General features: G+C 72.7%; 16 protein-coding genes. 8 read left to right on the top strand and 8 right to left on the bottom strand.

What is annotated here, in order from left to right:
• Nucleotides 1-14 precede the first annotated feature (14 nt).
• Nucleotides 15-1,214, top strand: a complete 1,200-nt coding sequence (locus tag QQS16_RS34975; RefSeq protein ID WP_286066073.1) for a glycosyltransferase family 4 protein — start codon at nt 15-17, stop codon at nt 1,212-1,214.
• An 85-nt stretch (nt 1,215-1,299) separates the two neighbouring features.
• Here QQS16_RS34975 and QQS16_RS34970 read toward each other — a convergent pair whose 3' ends face one another.
• From QQS16_RS34970 to QQS16_RS34960, 3 genes are all read right to left on the bottom strand, one after another.
• On the bottom strand, nt 1,300-2,427 hold the full coding sequence (locus QQS16_RS34970) for a glycosyltransferase (RefSeq protein ID WP_286066072.1): 1,128 nt from the start codon (nt 2,425-2,427) through the stop codon (nt 1,300-1,302).
• Nucleotides 2,424-3,077, bottom strand: coding sequence for an LbetaH domain-containing protein (locus tag QQS16_RS34965; protein WP_286066071.1), 654 nt, complete (start codon nt 3,075-3,077; stop codon nt 2,424-2,426). Before QQS16_RS34965 ends, QQS16_RS34970 begins: the two co-directional genes overlap by 4 nt.
• 166 nt (nt 3,078-3,243) lie before the next feature.
• Nucleotides 3,244-4,671, bottom strand: a complete 1,428-nt coding sequence (locus QQS16_RS34960; protein ID WP_353479714.1) for a sugar transferase — start codon at nt 4,669-4,671, stop codon at nt 3,244-3,246.
• A gap of 324 nt (nt 4,672-4,995) precedes the next feature.
• Here QQS16_RS34960 and QQS16_RS34955 point away from each other — a divergent pair, with 324 nt between their 5' ends.
• Nucleotides 4,996-5,211, top strand: coding sequence for a dodecin (locus QQS16_RS34955; RefSeq protein WP_286066070.1), 216 nt, complete (start codon nt 4,996-4,998; stop codon nt 5,209-5,211).
• 51 nt (nt 5,212-5,262) lie between these two features.
• Here the strand turns inward: QQS16_RS34955 and QQS16_RS34950 are convergent, their stop codons facing one another.
• Nucleotides 5,263-5,754: a phosphatase domain-containing protein gene (locus tag QQS16_RS34950; RefSeq protein WP_286066069.1), complete on the bottom strand. Its 492-nt coding sequence runs from the start codon at nt 5,752-5,754 to the stop codon at nt 5,263-5,265.
• Nucleotides 5,755-5,825: 71 nt separating this feature from the next.
• Between QQS16_RS34950 and QQS16_RS34945 the strand changes: the two genes are divergently transcribed.
• The 3 genes from QQS16_RS34945 to rpmF all read left to right on the top strand — a co-directional run bounded on the left by QQS16_RS34945 (nt 5,826) and on the right by rpmF (nt 7,801).
• On the top strand, nt 5,826-7,079 hold the full coding sequence (locus QQS16_RS34945; protein WP_286066068.1) for a right-handed parallel beta-helix repeat-containing protein: 1,254 nt from the start codon (nt 5,826-5,828) through the stop codon (nt 7,077-7,079).
• Between the two features lie 55 nt (nt 7,080-7,134).
• Nucleotides 7,135-7,539: a (2Fe-2S) ferredoxin domain-containing protein gene (locus QQS16_RS34940; protein WP_286066067.1), complete on the top strand. Its 405-nt coding sequence runs from the start codon at nt 7,135-7,137 to the stop codon at nt 7,537-7,539.
• A gap of 91 nt (nt 7,540-7,630) precedes the next feature.
• Nucleotides 7,631-7,801, top strand: a complete 171-nt coding sequence (gene rpmF, locus QQS16_RS34935) for a 50S ribosomal protein L32 (RefSeq protein WP_286066066.1) — start codon at nt 7,631-7,633, stop codon at nt 7,799-7,801.
• A gap of 41 nt (nt 7,802-7,842) precedes the next feature.
• On the opposite strand, the gene QQS16_RS34930 is transcribed toward rpmF, so the two are convergent.
• Nucleotides 7,843-8,574, bottom strand: a complete 732-nt coding sequence (locus tag QQS16_RS34930; protein WP_286066065.1) for a nucleotidyltransferase domain-containing protein — start codon at nt 8,572-8,574, stop codon at nt 7,843-7,845.
• Between the two features lie 157 nt (nt 8,575-8,731).
• On the opposite strand from QQS16_RS34930, the gene QQS16_RS34925 reads away from it, so the two are divergent.
• A complete protein-coding gene (locus QQS16_RS34925; RefSeq protein WP_286066064.1) occupies nt 8,732-9,730 on the top strand; it encodes an LLM class flavin-dependent oxidoreductase in 999 nt (332 codons plus the stop codon).
• Here QQS16_RS34925 and QQS16_RS34920 read toward each other — a convergent pair.
• Complete coding sequence (locus tag QQS16_RS34920) at nt 9,717-10,685, bottom strand: DMT family transporter (protein WP_286066063.1); 969 nt, start codon at nt 10,683-10,685, stop codon at nt 9,717-9,719. The two genes, QQS16_RS34925 and QQS16_RS34920, sit on opposite strands and share 14 nt — an antisense overlap.
• A 101-nt stretch (nt 10,686-10,786) precedes the next feature.
• Here QQS16_RS34920 and QQS16_RS34915 point away from each other — a divergent pair, with 101 nt between their 5' ends.
• Nucleotides 10,787-11,455, top strand: coding sequence for a TetR/AcrR family transcriptional regulator (locus QQS16_RS34915; RefSeq protein ID WP_502963937.1), 669 nt, complete (start codon nt 10,787-10,789; stop codon nt 11,453-11,455).
• A gap of 143 nt (nt 11,456-11,598) precedes the next feature.
• Nucleotides 11,599-12,552, top strand: a complete 954-nt coding sequence (locus tag QQS16_RS34910) for an IS481 family transposase (protein WP_286066061.1) — start codon at nt 11,599-11,601, stop codon at nt 12,550-12,552.
• Here the strand turns inward: QQS16_RS34910 and QQS16_RS34905 are convergent.
• Together QQS16_RS34905 and QQS16_RS34900 are read right to left on the bottom strand one after the other, a co-directional pair.
• Nucleotides 12,549-13,358, bottom strand: a complete 810-nt coding sequence (locus QQS16_RS34905) for a lysophospholipid acyltransferase family protein (protein ID WP_286066060.1) — start codon at nt 13,356-13,358, stop codon at nt 12,549-12,551. The two genes, QQS16_RS34910 and QQS16_RS34905, sit on opposite strands and share 4 nt — an antisense overlap.
• On the bottom strand, nt 13,355-14,128 hold the full coding sequence (locus tag QQS16_RS34900; RefSeq protein ID WP_286066059.1) for a GNAT family N-acetyltransferase: 774 nt from the start codon (nt 14,126-14,128) through the stop codon (nt 13,355-13,357). Before QQS16_RS34900 ends, QQS16_RS34905 begins: the two co-directional genes overlap by 4 nt.
• Between the last annotated feature and the right edge of the window lie 16 nt (nt 14,129-14,144).

Genomic DNA, 14,144 nt, shown 5'->3' with positions numbered 1-14,144 from the left:
GACACGAAGAACCGATGAGGATCCTCGTCCACGACTACAGCGGCCACCCGTTCCAGGCCCAACTGAGCCGGGAACTGGCACGACGCGGCCACACCGTCGTCCACTCGACCTGTACGGCCTACGTCTCCGGCAAGGGCAACCTCGCCGCGGACGTCCCCGGCCTCCGCTTCGTCACCATCGGGGACGGCACCGCGCTGAGGAAGGAGGCCTACTTCCACCGGCTCCGCCAGGAGACGCTGCTGGGCCTCGAACTCGCCCGGCAGGTACGGCGCGAGAAGCCCGATGTGGCGATGCTGGCCAACCTGCCCATCCCGGTGCTGGTCGTGGCGGCGGCCGTGCTCAGGCGGCTGCGCATCCCCTGGGTGCTGTGGCACCAGGACGTGACGGCCGTCGCGCTGAAGAGCTTCGCCGCCGCCGATGTCGCGAAGTCGATGGGCGTGGCGGCGAGGGTCTTCGGAGCCGGCGAGAAGTGGTCGGCGCGGCGCGCCTCGTCCATCGTGGTGATCGCCGAGTCCTTCGTGCGGATCCACCAGGAGTGGGGCACGGCCGACAAGGTCACCGTCATTCCCAACTGGGCGCCGCTGGACGAGATCGTCCCGGTGGCCCGGGCCAACGCCTGGTCGGCCGAGCAGGGACTGAACAACGTGCGGACCCTGCTGTACTCCGGCACCCTGGGCCTGAAGCACAATCCCGTTCTGCTGGTGCGGCTGGCCGAGCGGTTGCGTGACCGGGGCACTCCGGTACGTCTCGTCGTCGTCAACGACGGCCCGGCCGTACCCGTGCTCAGACAGGCCGCGGCGGTTCGCGGCGTCGAGCTGACCCTGCTGCCCTTCCAGCCCTACGAGCGGCTGCCCGAGGTGCTGGGCACGGGCGATCTCCTCGTCGTCCTGCTGGGGGCGGACGCGGGTCAGTTCTCGGTCCCGTCCAAGACGCTGTCCTACCTGTGCGCCGGGCGCCCGGTGCTCGGCCTGATGCCCGCCGACAACCTGGCGGCGCGGCTGCTCCGTCAGGCGGGATCGGCGGTCTTCCCGCCGGAGGAGTCCTCACTCGACGAGGCCTCCACCTGGGTGCGGGAGATCCTGTCCGACCCGGCGCGTGCCGAGTCGCTGGGCAAGGAGAGCCGCGCCCTGGCCGAGCGGGAGTTCGCCCTGGAGGAGTGCGCGTCACGCTTCGAGGACATCCTGCGGAGGGTGAGCCGGTCCCTGGCACGCTGAAGGCAGGCCGGACGCGGGACAACCGTCCGCCTCGGGCTCGCCGCTGGTCGGCGAGCCCGAGGCGGACGGCGGCCGGGCGTCCCTGTCACCCTTGTCCCGGCCGGTCGCGGTAGACGTCCTCGAGCCGGTCCACGACCGAACGGATGGAGAAGACCTCGTCGATCGCGCGGCGGCCGGCTTCGGCCAGCCGGTGGCGCAGCGCCTTGTCGACGAGCAGCGCGGCCACCGCGTCGGCCAGTGCCTCCGGGCTGCCGTCGGTGACCAGGGCCGCTTGTCTGCGTGCCAGTTCGGCCGCGATGCCGCTGCTGTCCGTGCACACGACCGGTGTTCCCTCGGCCAGTGCTTCCAGGACCGTCATCGGGAAGGGCTCGTGCACGCTCGGCAGGACGTACACGGTGGCTCCCCGGTAGGCGTCCAGCGCTGCGGCGTGCTCCAGCGCGCCGCCGTAGCGGACCACTTCGGTCAGCCCGCGGTCCGCGACGAGCCGGTTCACCGCCGGGAGGGACCCCTCGTCCGCGCCGTAGAGCGTGAAACGTGTCTCGGGGAACTCCTTGTGGATCAGGGCGGCCATCTCGACGAAGGCCTCCGGGCGCTTGCGCGGGTGAAGCCGGGCGAGGAAGATCACCTCGTGGTCCTCCCTCGGCCGTGTCCCCGGCTCCTCACGTGACGTGGGCAGGCCGTTGGGCAGGGACACCAGCGGTGGCCCGTCCGGGCCCAGCACAGCGGTCAGTGCCCGCCGCTCCCGCTCGGTGAGCACGAGACAGCAGCGCGCCCGGCGCAGCAGGGGCACGTACAGACGGTCGAAGACCCGCGCGACGGCGCCGGTGCGGGGCTCGACCATGCCGTGGGTCTGCGTGACGAAGTCCTTGCGCCGCAACCGCGCGACCACGAGTGCGGCGAGAGAGACGAGATCCCGGCCCGCGTGGAGGTGAACGGCGTCCGCCTGCCCCATGGCCCGCCACAGGTCCCGCAGCAACAGGGGATGCATGAGGCCCAGACACCCCTGGCCCGGGATGACGCGCCGGGCCGGGCGGGAGACCAGCCTGACGGCTCCGATGCGTTGCGCAGACCGTGTCCTGCCCCGCGCCAGGGCCACCAGCGTCACGTCGTGACCTCGTGCGGCGCACTCCTCCAGTTGGGCGACGGCCACGCTCGTCGGGCCGCCGAAGGCCCCGTCGTCGCTGACGAGCGTGACCACGTGGACCAGTCTCATGCCGTGACTCCCCTGGCCGACGCGGACGCGGACGCGACCACGGCCGAGGCACCGCGCGCGACCAGGACCGACCCCGGTGCGAGGTCCTGGTGGGCGACGGCCCCGGCGCCCACCACCGCGTCCCGGCCGACGGTGACGCCGCGCAGCACGACCGCGCGGGCCGCGACCCAGCTGCCCGGCTCCAGCCGGACGGGACCGTTGTCGAACTCGAACGTGGCGGAACGACGCAGGTGGCTGCCCGTGCACAACAGCGCCGCCTGCGAGACGCACACGTCGCTGCCGATCGTGACCGGTTCGAGGTTGAGGATCCACGCGTCCTCGCCGACCCACACGTCGTCACCGATGTCCAGCTTCCACGGCCAGTGGATCCGCACCCCTCGACGGATCAGCACCCGGCGGCCGACACGGGCGCCGAAGGCACGCAGCAGGACCGGCCGCAGTCGTGCCGGGAACCACCACTTGACGAAGAACAGATGCAGGGCGGCGAACCAGGCCGCCTGGACCGGCAGCGACCGCCCCTTGTCGTAGCCGGCACCGGTGAAGCCCCGCAGGGACCGAGCCGCTCGGAGCCGTTGGACCGCTTGCTCGACGGTGCCACCCGGGTCCGGGTTCGGAGCGGCCGCGGACTGTGCGGCTGTGGTCTGTGCCATGACGGTGTCCCTTCCATGGGGCCAAGACGTCCACGTCCGCGATCCTTCACGGCCCCCGGGACGGATCATCCGCGATCACCGCGTGTTGGCGGCAGACCTGCCTGGATGGAGGATCGGCCCGTCGGGGCGTGCCGTCCGGTCCGACGGCACGCCCCGACGGGTGTCCTCAGTAGGCGCCCTGGCCGTCCAGCACCGCGCGGACGGTGCGCGCCATCACGTTCATGTCCCCGGCCAGCGACCAGTTGTCGACGTAGCGCAGGTCGAGCGCGACCGTTTCCCGCCAGGACAGGTCCGACCGTCCGCTCACCTGCCACAGGCCGGTCAGGCCCGGTTTGACGCGGAGCCGGCGCATCTCGGTGCCGTCGTAGTGGACGACCTCCTCAGGCAGCGGCGGGCGTGGACCCACCAGGGACATGTGGCCGAACAGGATGTTGAACAGCTGGGGCAGTTCGTCCAGCGAGAACCGGCGAAGGACGCGCCCCACGGGGGTGACCCGGGGGTCCCGGCGCATCTTGAACATGTGCCCGTCGTTCTCGTTCTCCGCCTCCAGCCCGATCTTGAGCCGGTCCGCGTCGACCACCATCGTGCGGAACTTCCACATGACGAACTGCGTCATGTTCCAGCCGACCCGGGTCTGACGGTAGAGGACCGGGCCGGGTGAGCCGAACCGGACGGCCAGCGCCAGTCCGAGCAGCAGCGGTGACAGCAGGACGATCAGCACCAGGGCGCCCATCCGGTCCACGGCGGCCTTCGCCAGCGTGTGCGCGCCGCGCTGCGGCGGCGGTGTGATGTGCAGCAGGGTGAGACCGGCCGCCGAGGTCAGCCGTACCCGTCGGCGTGCCACGTCGACGATGCCGGGCAGCACCACGAGCGAGCGGCCCCGGTCGTGCAGCGTCCAGGACAGCCGGCGCACGCGCTCGCCGGACATGTGGCGGCCCGGTGCCACGAAGACCAGGTCGACCGCGAGTTGGTCGGCTGCCCCGAGCACGGCCACGGCGTCCGCCTCGGGTGTCCCGGGTTCCTCGCAGGGCAGCCGCACGCAGACCGGCACCCCCGAGCGCACCTCGCCCTCGCCCACCGGGCAGGCTCCGACGATGACGTACTCGTGGTCGGTGCGCTGGGCGAGCTGCTCGACCACGGCGTCGACCGTCGGGGGTTCACCGACGACCACCACGTGGCGCAGAGCGCGGGCCTCCCGGCGGGCCCTCAGCAGATGACGGTGGATCACCTTCTGGCAGAGGCCCGTGAGGACCAGCGCGGGAATCAGCGCCGTGAACGCCTCAGCGGGCACGCTGTCCAGTCCGCAGACCACACGGAGCGTCGCCAGGGCGCCGACCAGAACCAGCCAGTCCCGTACGACGGCCCGGAGGCCGCCGCCGTCACCCCAGGCCCAGAACGTGTACCGCTTGCTCACCACCCCGATCAGCGGCCACAGCAGCGCCGCGATGGCCGCCAGGCGCAGTGGATGGGGTTCGCGGACCTCCACGATCGTCGCCGCGACCGGCAGAGCCGCGGCAAGGAGGTCCACGCACACCGAGAACGGGCGGTACCAGCGCGCCCGCGTTTCCTCACGGTAGATGGGATGGTGCCCCATGGGCATTGGCGTCTGTCGGGACATCGCGATCCTGAACCGCCGCATGCTCTCCCCTCAACCCCCGATCACAGCTCACGGGCGCGGCCGCATGGACGGACCCGCGCGTACCGGCACACCCTCGGATGTGATCCTTATATCACCACATGTATCTCAAAATCGTACTTATTCGCCCGCATGATTGTGGCTGGGTGGGGCCGGAAGCGCGACGGGGCGAGATCTTCGCCGCGCGGAGCGCTGCCTCGCGCTCCGCGCCGGCTTGGGGCACGGTGGAGTGGCGCGCCGGACACAGGTGACCTCCACGGTCACCACCGAGAGGAGCCCCGCATGTCGAACCACACGTACCGCGTCACGGAGATCGTCGGTACCTCGCCCGAGGGCGTCGACCAGGCCGTCCGCAACGGCATCGCCCGTGCCTCGCAGACTCTCCGCCATCTCGACTGGTTCGAGGTCACCCAGGTGCGGGGCCAGATCGAGGACGGTCAGGTGGCGCACTGGCAGGTCGGCCTGAAGGTCGGTTTCCGGCTGGACGAGTCGGAGTGACGTCCCTGACGGCACCGACACCCCTGACGGCCCCGGGAACGCGCCGGGGTCTCAGGTCCGCCCCTCCCGCTCCTGGGCGACCTTCAGCTCGGCGGACTGGGCGGCCCAGCGTGCCCGTACGACGGTGAAGCCCGCCCGTTCGGCGTCCTCGCACACCAGCTCGTCGTCGTCCACGAGCACCCGGACCTCCCGGGTCGCGGCGAGCCGGCGGAGAGTCTCCAGCTTGGTGCGCCGGGCGGGCCGGCGGTCGTTGTCGCGCCGCATGTACACGCGCCCCTCGGGCAGACCCTGCGCGGCAAGCCAGTCGAGCGTGTCACGCCGGCAGCGCTCGGGCCGTCCGGTCAGGTAGAGGACCTCGCACTCCCGCGCGCTCTCCCGCGCCAGCGCGATGCCCTCCGGGAGCGGCGGGTCCTGAGGCGCGGCGGCGAAGAAGCCGTCCCAGTCGCGCGGCTTGCGCTCCAGGAACCGCTGCCGGTGGGCCGTGTCGGCGAGGGTGTTGTCCAGGTCGAACACGGCGAGCGGAGGCCTGCTGCTGTCGGTCACGCTCTCCACCCTAGACACCGCGCCCGCGGACCCGGCAACCTCCACGCCCCCGGCGGCCACTGCTGTGCGACATGGCACGCACGGCACAGGCGGGAGGCCCCATGCGCGGGATGCGCGACACGACGGTCCGGGTGACGACGGCACTGGTGAGCGCGGCACTGGTGACAGGACTGGGCACGGCGGGGCCGGCGTCCGCCGCCACCGCCGCGACGACCCTGGTCGTGGCGGTCGACGGCAACGACTCCGCGGCGGGCACCCTCGCCCAGCCCCTGCGCACCATCCAGCGGGCCGTGGACCTGGCCGGGCCCGGCGACACCATCGCCGTCCGCGGGGGGACGTACGCCCTCACCGACAACATCACCATCACCACCTCGGGCACCGCCTCCCAGCCGATCACCCTCGGCGCGTACCAGGGCGAGCGGGTCGTCGTGGACGGTGAGCGACTGCCCGCGAGCCACACGCCCGTCGGCGGCAGCATCCCGCGCGCCGAGCGCGGGGCGATCCACCAGGAGGCGTCGTACTGGCGGATCTCGGACCTGGAGATCGTCAACGGTCCGTACGGCGTGTACTGCGACGGCTGCAACGGGAACGTCTTCGCTCGTCTGAAGACCCACGACAACTACGAGTCGGGCTTCCAGCTCCAGGGTGCCTCCAGCAACAACCAGATCCTGAACCTGGACAGTTACGGCAACCGCGACCCGCGCAAGAACGGCGAGAGCGCGGACGGCCTGGCCGTCAAGGAGGGCAGCGGCACCGGCAACGTGGTGCGCGGCGCCCGGCTGTGGAACAACGTCGACGACGGCTTCGACAACTGGAAGTTCACCTCGCCGGTCGTGGTCGAGGACACGGTCGCGTACGGCAACGGCGTCAACCGCTGGGGCTTCCCCGACTTCGCGGGCGACGGCAACGGCTTCAAGCTCGGCGGCGGCAGCCCCGCCCCGGCGGTGGCCCACACCCTGCGCGACAGCGTGGCGTTCGGGAACGCGGCGCACGGCGTCACGGACAACGGCAACACCGGCGCCCTCGTCCTGACCCGCAACTCCACCTACGCCAACGCGGGTACGGGCTTCGACGTCGACGTCTCCGGCGGCAGGGCGGTGCTCACCGCCAACCTCTCCGTCGCCGACGCCCGCGCCGTCGCCCTCGGTTCGGCCACGGTCTCCACGGGCAACTCCTGGAATCTGGGCGGCACGTGGAACGCGTCCTCGGTGCTGAGCACGGACGCCGCTCCCCTCACGGGCGCGCGTGCGGCGGACGGATCCCTGCCGTCCGCGCCGTCGTTCCTGGTGCCGCGCAACGGGGCGGCCGTCGGGGCGCGGTTCTGACCGGAACGGCACCCCGGCGACGGGTGGTGATCGTCGAAGGGCTCATGCTTCTCCCATGCCTTCGACGCCCCGTACGTCCCTGACCGGTTCCGGCGCCTGCACGCTCGTCGTGTGCCGGGGCTGCTGCTGCGGCAATCCGCGCAAGCGGCCCGGCACCGACCCCGCCTGGCAGCTGGACCTGCTGCGCGCCGCGGCGGCCGAGCACGGCTTCCAGGTCCGGACGACCGACTGCCTCGGCCCGTGCGACCAGGCCGACGTCATCGTCGTCCGCCCCTCGGCCGCCGGGCGCCGGGCCGGAGGACGGGCCGCCTGGATCGGGTTCGTCACGGACGACGACAGCACCGAGGAGGTGGTGCGGTGGGCGGCCGCCGGCGGGCCCGGGGTCGCCGAGCCGCCCGTCGCGCTGGCGCTCCAGTTCATCCGGCCGCCCCGGGACGCGCGCGTGCGTTCCCGGCGCTGAGACCCTGCCGACCACCACGACCCATTGTTAATGGGATCCATTTTCATGTAGCGTCCTCGGTGCTCAGCTCACCCCACCGAGGAGGACCGTCATGGCTGTTCCCAAGCGGAAGATGTCCCGCAGCAACACCCGCCACCGGCGCGCGCAGTGGAAGGCCGCCACGCCCGCGCTGGTGCCCGTCACGATCGACGGCACGCGTCACCTCGTACCGCAGCACCTGGTGAAGGCCTACGAACGCGGGCTGCTGCACCCCGAGGGCTGAGGACGACCGCCACCGACCACCACCGTCCCGGACCGGCGCGCCTACGGCCTCGGCGAGGTCCGCGAGGACGAGCACGACGTGGCCGTCTCCGCGGTGTAGAAGTGCCGTCGGACCCGGAGCAGCCACGCCTGCACCGCCGCTTCGTCGGGCTCCCGAGGCAGCACGGCCGGCGTCTCGTCGAAGGCGGCCTCGTAGTGACGGAGCAGGGGCAGCGCGGCCGACGGGTCCGCGGCGACGCGCTCACCGAAGGCGTGGTACTCCTCGGGGTCCTCGACGCGGATCTCCAGCCGCCCGGTGGTGTACAGCCCCAGACCCTGCCGGCACAGACGCTTCAGGTGCCGGGCGTGCTTGGCGGTCCGCTTGCGGGTGTCCGCGGAGAACGAGCCGTCGCCGCGGCCCTCCAGCCGCCGGAACTGCTGGGTGGCATAGCCGAGGTAGGCGTCCCGGACGCGCTGGGCGCTCAGGAACGACGAACGGATCCCGATGAGTTCCTCGCCCAGCGGGGTGCGCACCTCGTAGAGGTCGGCCGGCAGCCACACCAGTTCCATGGCGGTCGGGTTGCCGCCGAGGGCCAGCCGGCACCACTTCGCGGCCTCGTGCAGGGTGCGGTCCGGTGCCGTGGTGACGTGGGACTCCTTCGGGCCGCGCAGGCCGTGCAGCTCGGTGGTGGGCGCGGCGAACAGGCCCAGGCGGTCGACGTCGGAGCCGACGTGGGCGAGCCCGTACGCGGTGGACCCGACGATGCCGGACAGCAGGAGGTTCGGGACGGTCACGGTCGGCCGCCTTCCTTGGGGTGGGGCGAGTGGACGTACGGCCGCCGCGGAGGCGTGTCCCATTGTGCTGACCCGCGCGATCCCGGTCACCCGGTTTTCCGCGCCCCGGCGGACCCCGGGGCGGGAATGCCACCGGCCGCCAGGCGTTGCACCTCGTGTGAGTTCCCTGATCGCCGGCACCCGCTTCTCCGTCCTCGACCGTTCCCGCACCCGCGAGGGCCACCCGCCCGCCGAGGCGCTGCGCGACACCGTGCGGCTGGCGGGTGCCCTGGAGGAACTCGGCTACCACCGGTTCTGGGTGTCGGAGCACCACGGTGTGCCCGGGGTCGCCGGTTCCGCGCCGACCGTGCTGGCCGCCGCCGTGGCCGCCGCGACCGACCGGATCCGGGTCGGCACCGGCGGCGTGATGCTGCCCAACCACCAGCCGCTGGTCGTGGCCGAGCAGTTCGGGGTGCTGGAGTCGCTCTTCCCGGGCCGGATCGACATGGGACTGGGCCGTTCCGTGGGTTTCACGGACGGGGTGCGCAAGGCGCTGGGACGCGACAAGGACGTCGCCGACGACTTCGCGGCCCAGCTCGACGAGCTGCTCGGCTGGTTCCGGGGCACCTCCCCGACCCGGGTGCACGCGCGCCCCGCCGAAGGGCTGAGCGTGCCGCCCTTCGTCCTGGCGATGGGCGAGGGCGCCGCCGTCGCCGCCCGCGCGGGCCTGCCGATGGTCATCGGCGACCTGCGCGACCGCGAGAGGATGCGGCGCGGCATCGACCGCTACCGCACGCACTTCCGGCCCTCCCCCTGGGCGCGCGAACCGTATGTCGTCGTCTCCGGCACCGTCGCGGTCGCCGCCACGCCCGAGGAGGCCCGGCGGCTGCTGATCCCCGAGGCCTGGTCGATGGCGTACTCCCGCACGCACGGCACCTTTCCGCCGCTGCCGCCCGCCGGGCAGGTGGAGGCGCGGGTGATGACCGCCAAGGAACGCGGCTTCTACGAGTCGGGGCTCACCGGCCAGATCGCCGGCACCGAGGAGCAGGTCGCGCACGAACTGGAGACGGTGCTGAAGGAGACGGGCGCCCAGGAGGTCCTCGTCACCACCAGCACGTACGACCGCGAGGCGCTGCTGGACTCCTACCGCCGCCTCGCCTCGATCACCTCCGGCTAGAGCTCTCCCGCGGTGCCGCGTCCGGAGCGCGCCGTGAACCGTCGGGTGGTGCGGCTCCGGCGCGGGGCCGGGGCGCCTCGTGTCCCGTCCGGGGCCGCGCGGCCCGCACGACGACGACCGCCGAGAGGGCGACCGCCAGGCCGACGGCGGTCTGCGGGGTGAACGGCTCGCCGAACATGGCGGCGCCCCAGACGGCCGTGACGGGCGCCATCAGGAACATGAGCGTGTTGACCTTGGTGACGCCGGAGCGCCGCAGCACCAGCCAGTACAGCCCGTATCCGCCGCAGGTGGAGAGCACCACGAGCCACCCGACCGCGCCCCAGAACGACGGTGTGGACGGCGGCACGGCCGCCCCGGCCGCGAGCGCGGCGCCGGTGAACACCACCGCGCTGGTGGCGCAGTGGACGGTCATCGACACCACGGGCGGGACGTCCGCGCGGGACCGCTGTTCGAGGAAGGTGGCCGCCACCAGCGAGAGCATCCCCGTGAACGGCACCAGGTACGCCCACCAGGCCACTCCGCCGACGGCGCCCGCGTCGGCCGTGGCGACGAGGACGACCCCGGCGAGCCCCAGACACAGCCCGAACCACTGCCGGCCCGAGACGTACTGGCGCAGGAGCGGGCCGGCGAGCGCGCCGGCGACGAGCGGCTGGGTGCCGTCGATCAGGGCGGTCGTGCCGCTGGACACGCCGAGCTGGATCGCCCAGTAGACGGTGAACAGATAGCCGCTCTGGGAGAGGAGGCCGATCACGGCCTGCCGCCCGAGGTCGCGCCCGGCCGGCCTCCGCCACGACGCCCTGCCACGAGCGACGGCCACCGCGACGAGCACGAGCGCGAGGGGCAGGAACCGCCACATCAGGAGCGTCACCGCACCGGCGTCCTCCGTGCCCAGTCTGGCGCCCACGAACCCCGAGCTCCAGCACAGCACGAAGGCCACGGAGAGGAAGAAGTCCACGACGCACCACCAGCCGCTACTAGACAGATCGGTATACCTGCCGTCCCGGATCACTATACAGATCGGTATAGTCTTGGGTCATGGGCACCAGGCGCATCACGATGACCCCCGGCGCGCGCCGCGTACTCGCCGCCGCGTCCCGGCTCTTCTACGAGCGCGGCATCCACGCGGTCGGGGTCGACCTGATCGCCGCCGAGGCCGGGGTCACGAAGAAGACGCTCTACGACCGGTTCGGGTCGAAGGAGCAGATCGTCGTCGAGTACCTCGCGGACCGTGACGAGCGCTGGCGGACGTTCGTCACGGAACGGGTCGAGCGGGCGGGGCCGGGATCCGTGGACCGCGTGTCGGCGGTGTTCGACGCCTCGCGGGAGTGGATGACCGACAGCAGCCCCAAGGGATGCGCGATGGTCAACGCGCACGCCGAGATCAGCGACCCCTCCCATCCGGCGCACCCGATCATCACCGGCCAGAAGGCGTGGATGCTCGCTCTCTTCGCCGGCCTCGTCCGGGACATCGCCCCGGCCCGGGCCGACGACCTGGCCCGCACGCTGATGCTGCTGCACGAGGGGGCAATGGTCGCGCACGGCCTGGGCGTCTTCCCCGACCCGATCGGCGGGGCCCGCGACCGGGCGGGCGAACTCCTGGCCGGCGTCGGTGCCGAAGCCGGTGCCGGTGCCGGTGCCGGTGCCAGCGTCGGTATCGATGCCGACACCGGTGCCAGTACACGTGCGAATGCGAGTAAGAGTGCCGATGCCGGGGCTGCCCCCTGACGACCGCTCCGCTCCCGCGCTAGGTGTTCTGTCCCGGGAGGTTGTGGACGAGGGAGCCAGATCTCGGCTGAGGGATCTTGAAATGAGTGAGGGCCTTCCGGTTCGGTGTGGATTGCGACGTCTACACCGACAGAAAGGCCCTCGTGCCCCACCGTAATGCACCCCTGACCGAGACCGGCCGTCTGCGTCTGGCCCGCTGCGTGGTCGAGGACGGCTGGACCCTGCGCAGGGCCGCCGAACGCTTCCAGGTCTCGCCGACCACCGCCCAGCGGTGGGCCGACCGCTACCGTCGATCCGGTGAGGCAGGCATGAGCGACCGCTCCAGCCGCCCGCGCACCAGCCCGCGCCGGATGCCGACCCGCATCGAGCGGCGGATCATCAAGGTCCGCGTTCTGCGCCGCTGGGGACCGGCCCGCATCGCCTACCTGCTGCGGTTGAACCCGTCCACGGTGCACCGGGTCCTGGCCCGCTACAAGCTGGCCCGTCTCGCTCATCTCGACCGCGCTACCGGGCGGGTGATCCGCCGCTACGAACGGTCAGCGCCGGGCGAGTTGGTGCACGTGGACATCAAGAAGCTCGGCAACATCCCCGACGGCGGCGGCCACAAGACCCTGGGCCGCCAGGCCGGCCGCAAGACCCGCTCCGGCGTCGGTTACAGCTACCTGCACAACGCCGTCGACGATCACTCCCGCCTCGCCTACAGCGAGATCCACGCAGACGAGAAGAAGGAAACCGCAACCGCCTTCTGGGGCCGGGCCCAGACGTTCTTCGCCCAGGCCGGGATCACCGTCCAGCGGGTGCTGACCGACAACGGCTCCTGCTACCGCTCACGCGACTGGCGCGAAGCCCTTGCCACAGCCGGGATCACCCACAAGCGAACCCGCCCCTACCGGCCGCAGACGAACGGCAAGGTCGAGCGCTTCAACCGCACCCTGCTGGACGAGTGGGCCTACGCCCGCCCCTACCGCACAGAGACTGAACGACGCGACGCATACCCCGGCTGGCTGCACACCTACAATCACCACCGCGGACACACCGCGCTGAAAGGCCAACCACCCGCCAGCCGCGTCCCCAACCTCACGGGTCAGTACAGCTAGGACACCAGGGCCGCGTGGATCCCGTCCGGCTCCGGCAGCGCCTCCCGCTGGGCGGCCCGGGCCAGTGCGCGGCGGTCGGGATGACCGTCCGGCGCGATCGCCTCCCGTACCTCCACCTCGGCCACCAGCCCCCGTGTCGACACCACCCGCCACACCGAGGCGAGCAGGGAGTCGTCGCCGACGAAGGCGGGCGCGGTGCTGGCCGCTCCCCCGGCGAGCCGGTAGCGGATGCGCACCGGCTGCACCGGCACGCCCGCGTCGAGCGCGGCCTGGAACACGGCCCGGTGGAAGCGGCCCTGGGCCTGCCCGCACCAGGTGCTGCCCTCGGGGAACACGGCGACGGCCCGCCCGGCCCGCAGCACGTCCGCGACCCGGGCGACCGTGCCGGGCAGCGTGCGCAGCCGGTCCCGGTCGATGAACAGCATCCCGCCGCGCGCGGCCACCGGTCCCGCCACCGGCCACCGCCGGATCTCCGCCTTGGCGAGCATCCGGGCGGGGCGGACGGCGGCGAGCAGCGGGATGTCCAGCCAGGAGATGTGGTTCGCGACCAGCAGCAGTCCCCCGGCGGGCGCGGCGGTGCCGGTGATCCGGACCTGGACGCCCGCGGCCCGCACGATCCACCGGCACCACCGCCGCACCGGCCCCGCGGGGATCCTCCCGCCGCAGGGCGACAGCACGACCCCGGCCAGCACCAGGACCGTGACCGCCGTCAGCCGCAGCACGGCCCGCGGTACGGCGCCGGCGGACCCCGTCCGTTGCACGCACGCCCCCGGGGTGCAGGGCGCGCCGGGCAGCCAGACGCTCATCCGGCCGGGACGAGGGAGAGGAAGTGCCGCAGATAGCGCGGGTTGACGTTGCGCATCGACAGCAGCACGTACAGGTCGGCGACCCCGAAGTCCGGGTCGTGCGCGGGCGGCGCGCAGACCCAGGCGCCGAGCCGGAGGTAGCCGCGCAGCAGGGCGGGGAGGTCGGTGCGGGCCGGAACGGTCACGTCCCCCGGCACCCAGGGCAGCAGCGGCCGTACCCGGAACTCCTGCGGTGCCAGGTGCCTGTCCCGCACCCGGTCCCAGGTGCCGGCCGCGAGGGCGCCGCCGTCCGCGAGCGGGATCGAGCAGCAGCCGGCGAGCCACGCGTGGCCGCGGTCGGTCATGTAACGGCCGATGCCGGCCCAGATGAGTCCGATGACCGCGCCGTCCCGGTGGTCGGGGTGCACGCAGGAGCGGCCGACCTCGACGAGGTCCGGGCGGATCGGGTCGAGCGGGGCGAGGTCGAACTCGCTCTCCGAGTACAGACGTCCGGCGATCGCGGCCCGCTCCGGCGGCAGCAGCCGGTACGTGCCGACGACCTGGCCGGTCACCGTGTCCCGCACGAGCAGGTGGTCGCAGTGGGCGTCGAAGGGGTCGGCGTCCAGGCCCGGCTGCGGGGAGTGCAGGAGGGCGCCCAGCTCCCCGGCGAACACGTCGTGGCGCAGCCGCTGCGCGGCCCGCACGTCGGCCTCGTCGCGGGCCAGGGTGACGGTGTAGCGGACGGGTGCGGTCGACTGCGGGGGACGGTCGAGGGTGGAAACGCCGGTCATGGCACACTCCTGAGCA

The sequence above is a fragment of the Streptomyces sp. ALI-76-A genome, from assembly GCF_030287445.1.
GTDB lineage: Bacteria > Actinomycetota > Actinomycetes > Streptomycetales > Streptomycetaceae > Streptomyces.
The sequence above is the reverse complement of the archived record's forward strand: the minus strand, read 5'-3'. Positions and strand labels throughout refer to the sequence as shown.

What these genes read in the sequence shown, in the direction of transcription:
- QQS16_RS34915 (WP_502963937.1), top strand. Translation starts at nt 10,787, where the DNA reads ATGACCCCCGGCGCGCGCCGCGTACTCGCCGCCGCGTCCCGGCTCTTC.
- QQS16_RS34945 (WP_286066068.1), top strand. Translation starts at nt 5,826, where the DNA reads ATGGCACGCACGGCACAGGCGGGAGGCCCCATGCGCGGGATGCGCGAC.
- QQS16_RS34905 (WP_286066060.1), bottom strand. Translation starts at nt 13,358, where the DNA reads ATGAGCGTCTGGCTGCCCGGCGCGCCCTGCACCCCGGGGGCGTGCGTG.
- QQS16_RS34960 (WP_353479714.1), bottom strand. Translation starts at nt 4,671, where the DNA reads ATGGGGCACCATCCCATCTACCGTGAGGAAACGCGGGCGCGCTGGTAC.
- QQS16_RS34900 (WP_286066059.1), bottom strand. Translation starts at nt 14,128, where the DNA reads ATGACCGGCGTTTCCACCCTCGACCGTCCCCCGCAGTCGACCGCACCC.
- QQS16_RS34965 (WP_286066071.1), bottom strand. Translation starts at nt 3,077, where the DNA reads ATGGCACAGACCACAGCCGCACAGTCCGCGGCCGCTCCGAACCCGGAC.
- QQS16_RS34970 (WP_286066072.1), bottom strand. Translation starts at nt 2,427, where the DNA reads ATGAGACTGGTCCACGTGGTCACGCTCGTCAGCGACGACGGGGCCTTC.
- rpmF (WP_286066066.1), top strand. Translation starts at nt 7,631, where the DNA reads ATGGCTGTTCCCAAGCGGAAGATGTCCCGCAGCAACACCCGCCACCGG.
- QQS16_RS34975 (WP_286066073.1), top strand. Translation starts at nt 15, where the DNA reads ATGAGGATCCTCGTCCACGACTACAGCGGCCACCCGTTCCAGGCCCAA.
- QQS16_RS34955 (WP_286066070.1), top strand. Translation starts at nt 4,996, where the DNA reads ATGTCGAACCACACGTACCGCGTCACGGAGATCGTCGGTACCTCGCCC.
- QQS16_RS34940 (WP_286066067.1), top strand. Translation starts at nt 7,135, where the DNA reads ATGCCTTCGACGCCCCGTACGTCCCTGACCGGTTCCGGCGCCTGCACG.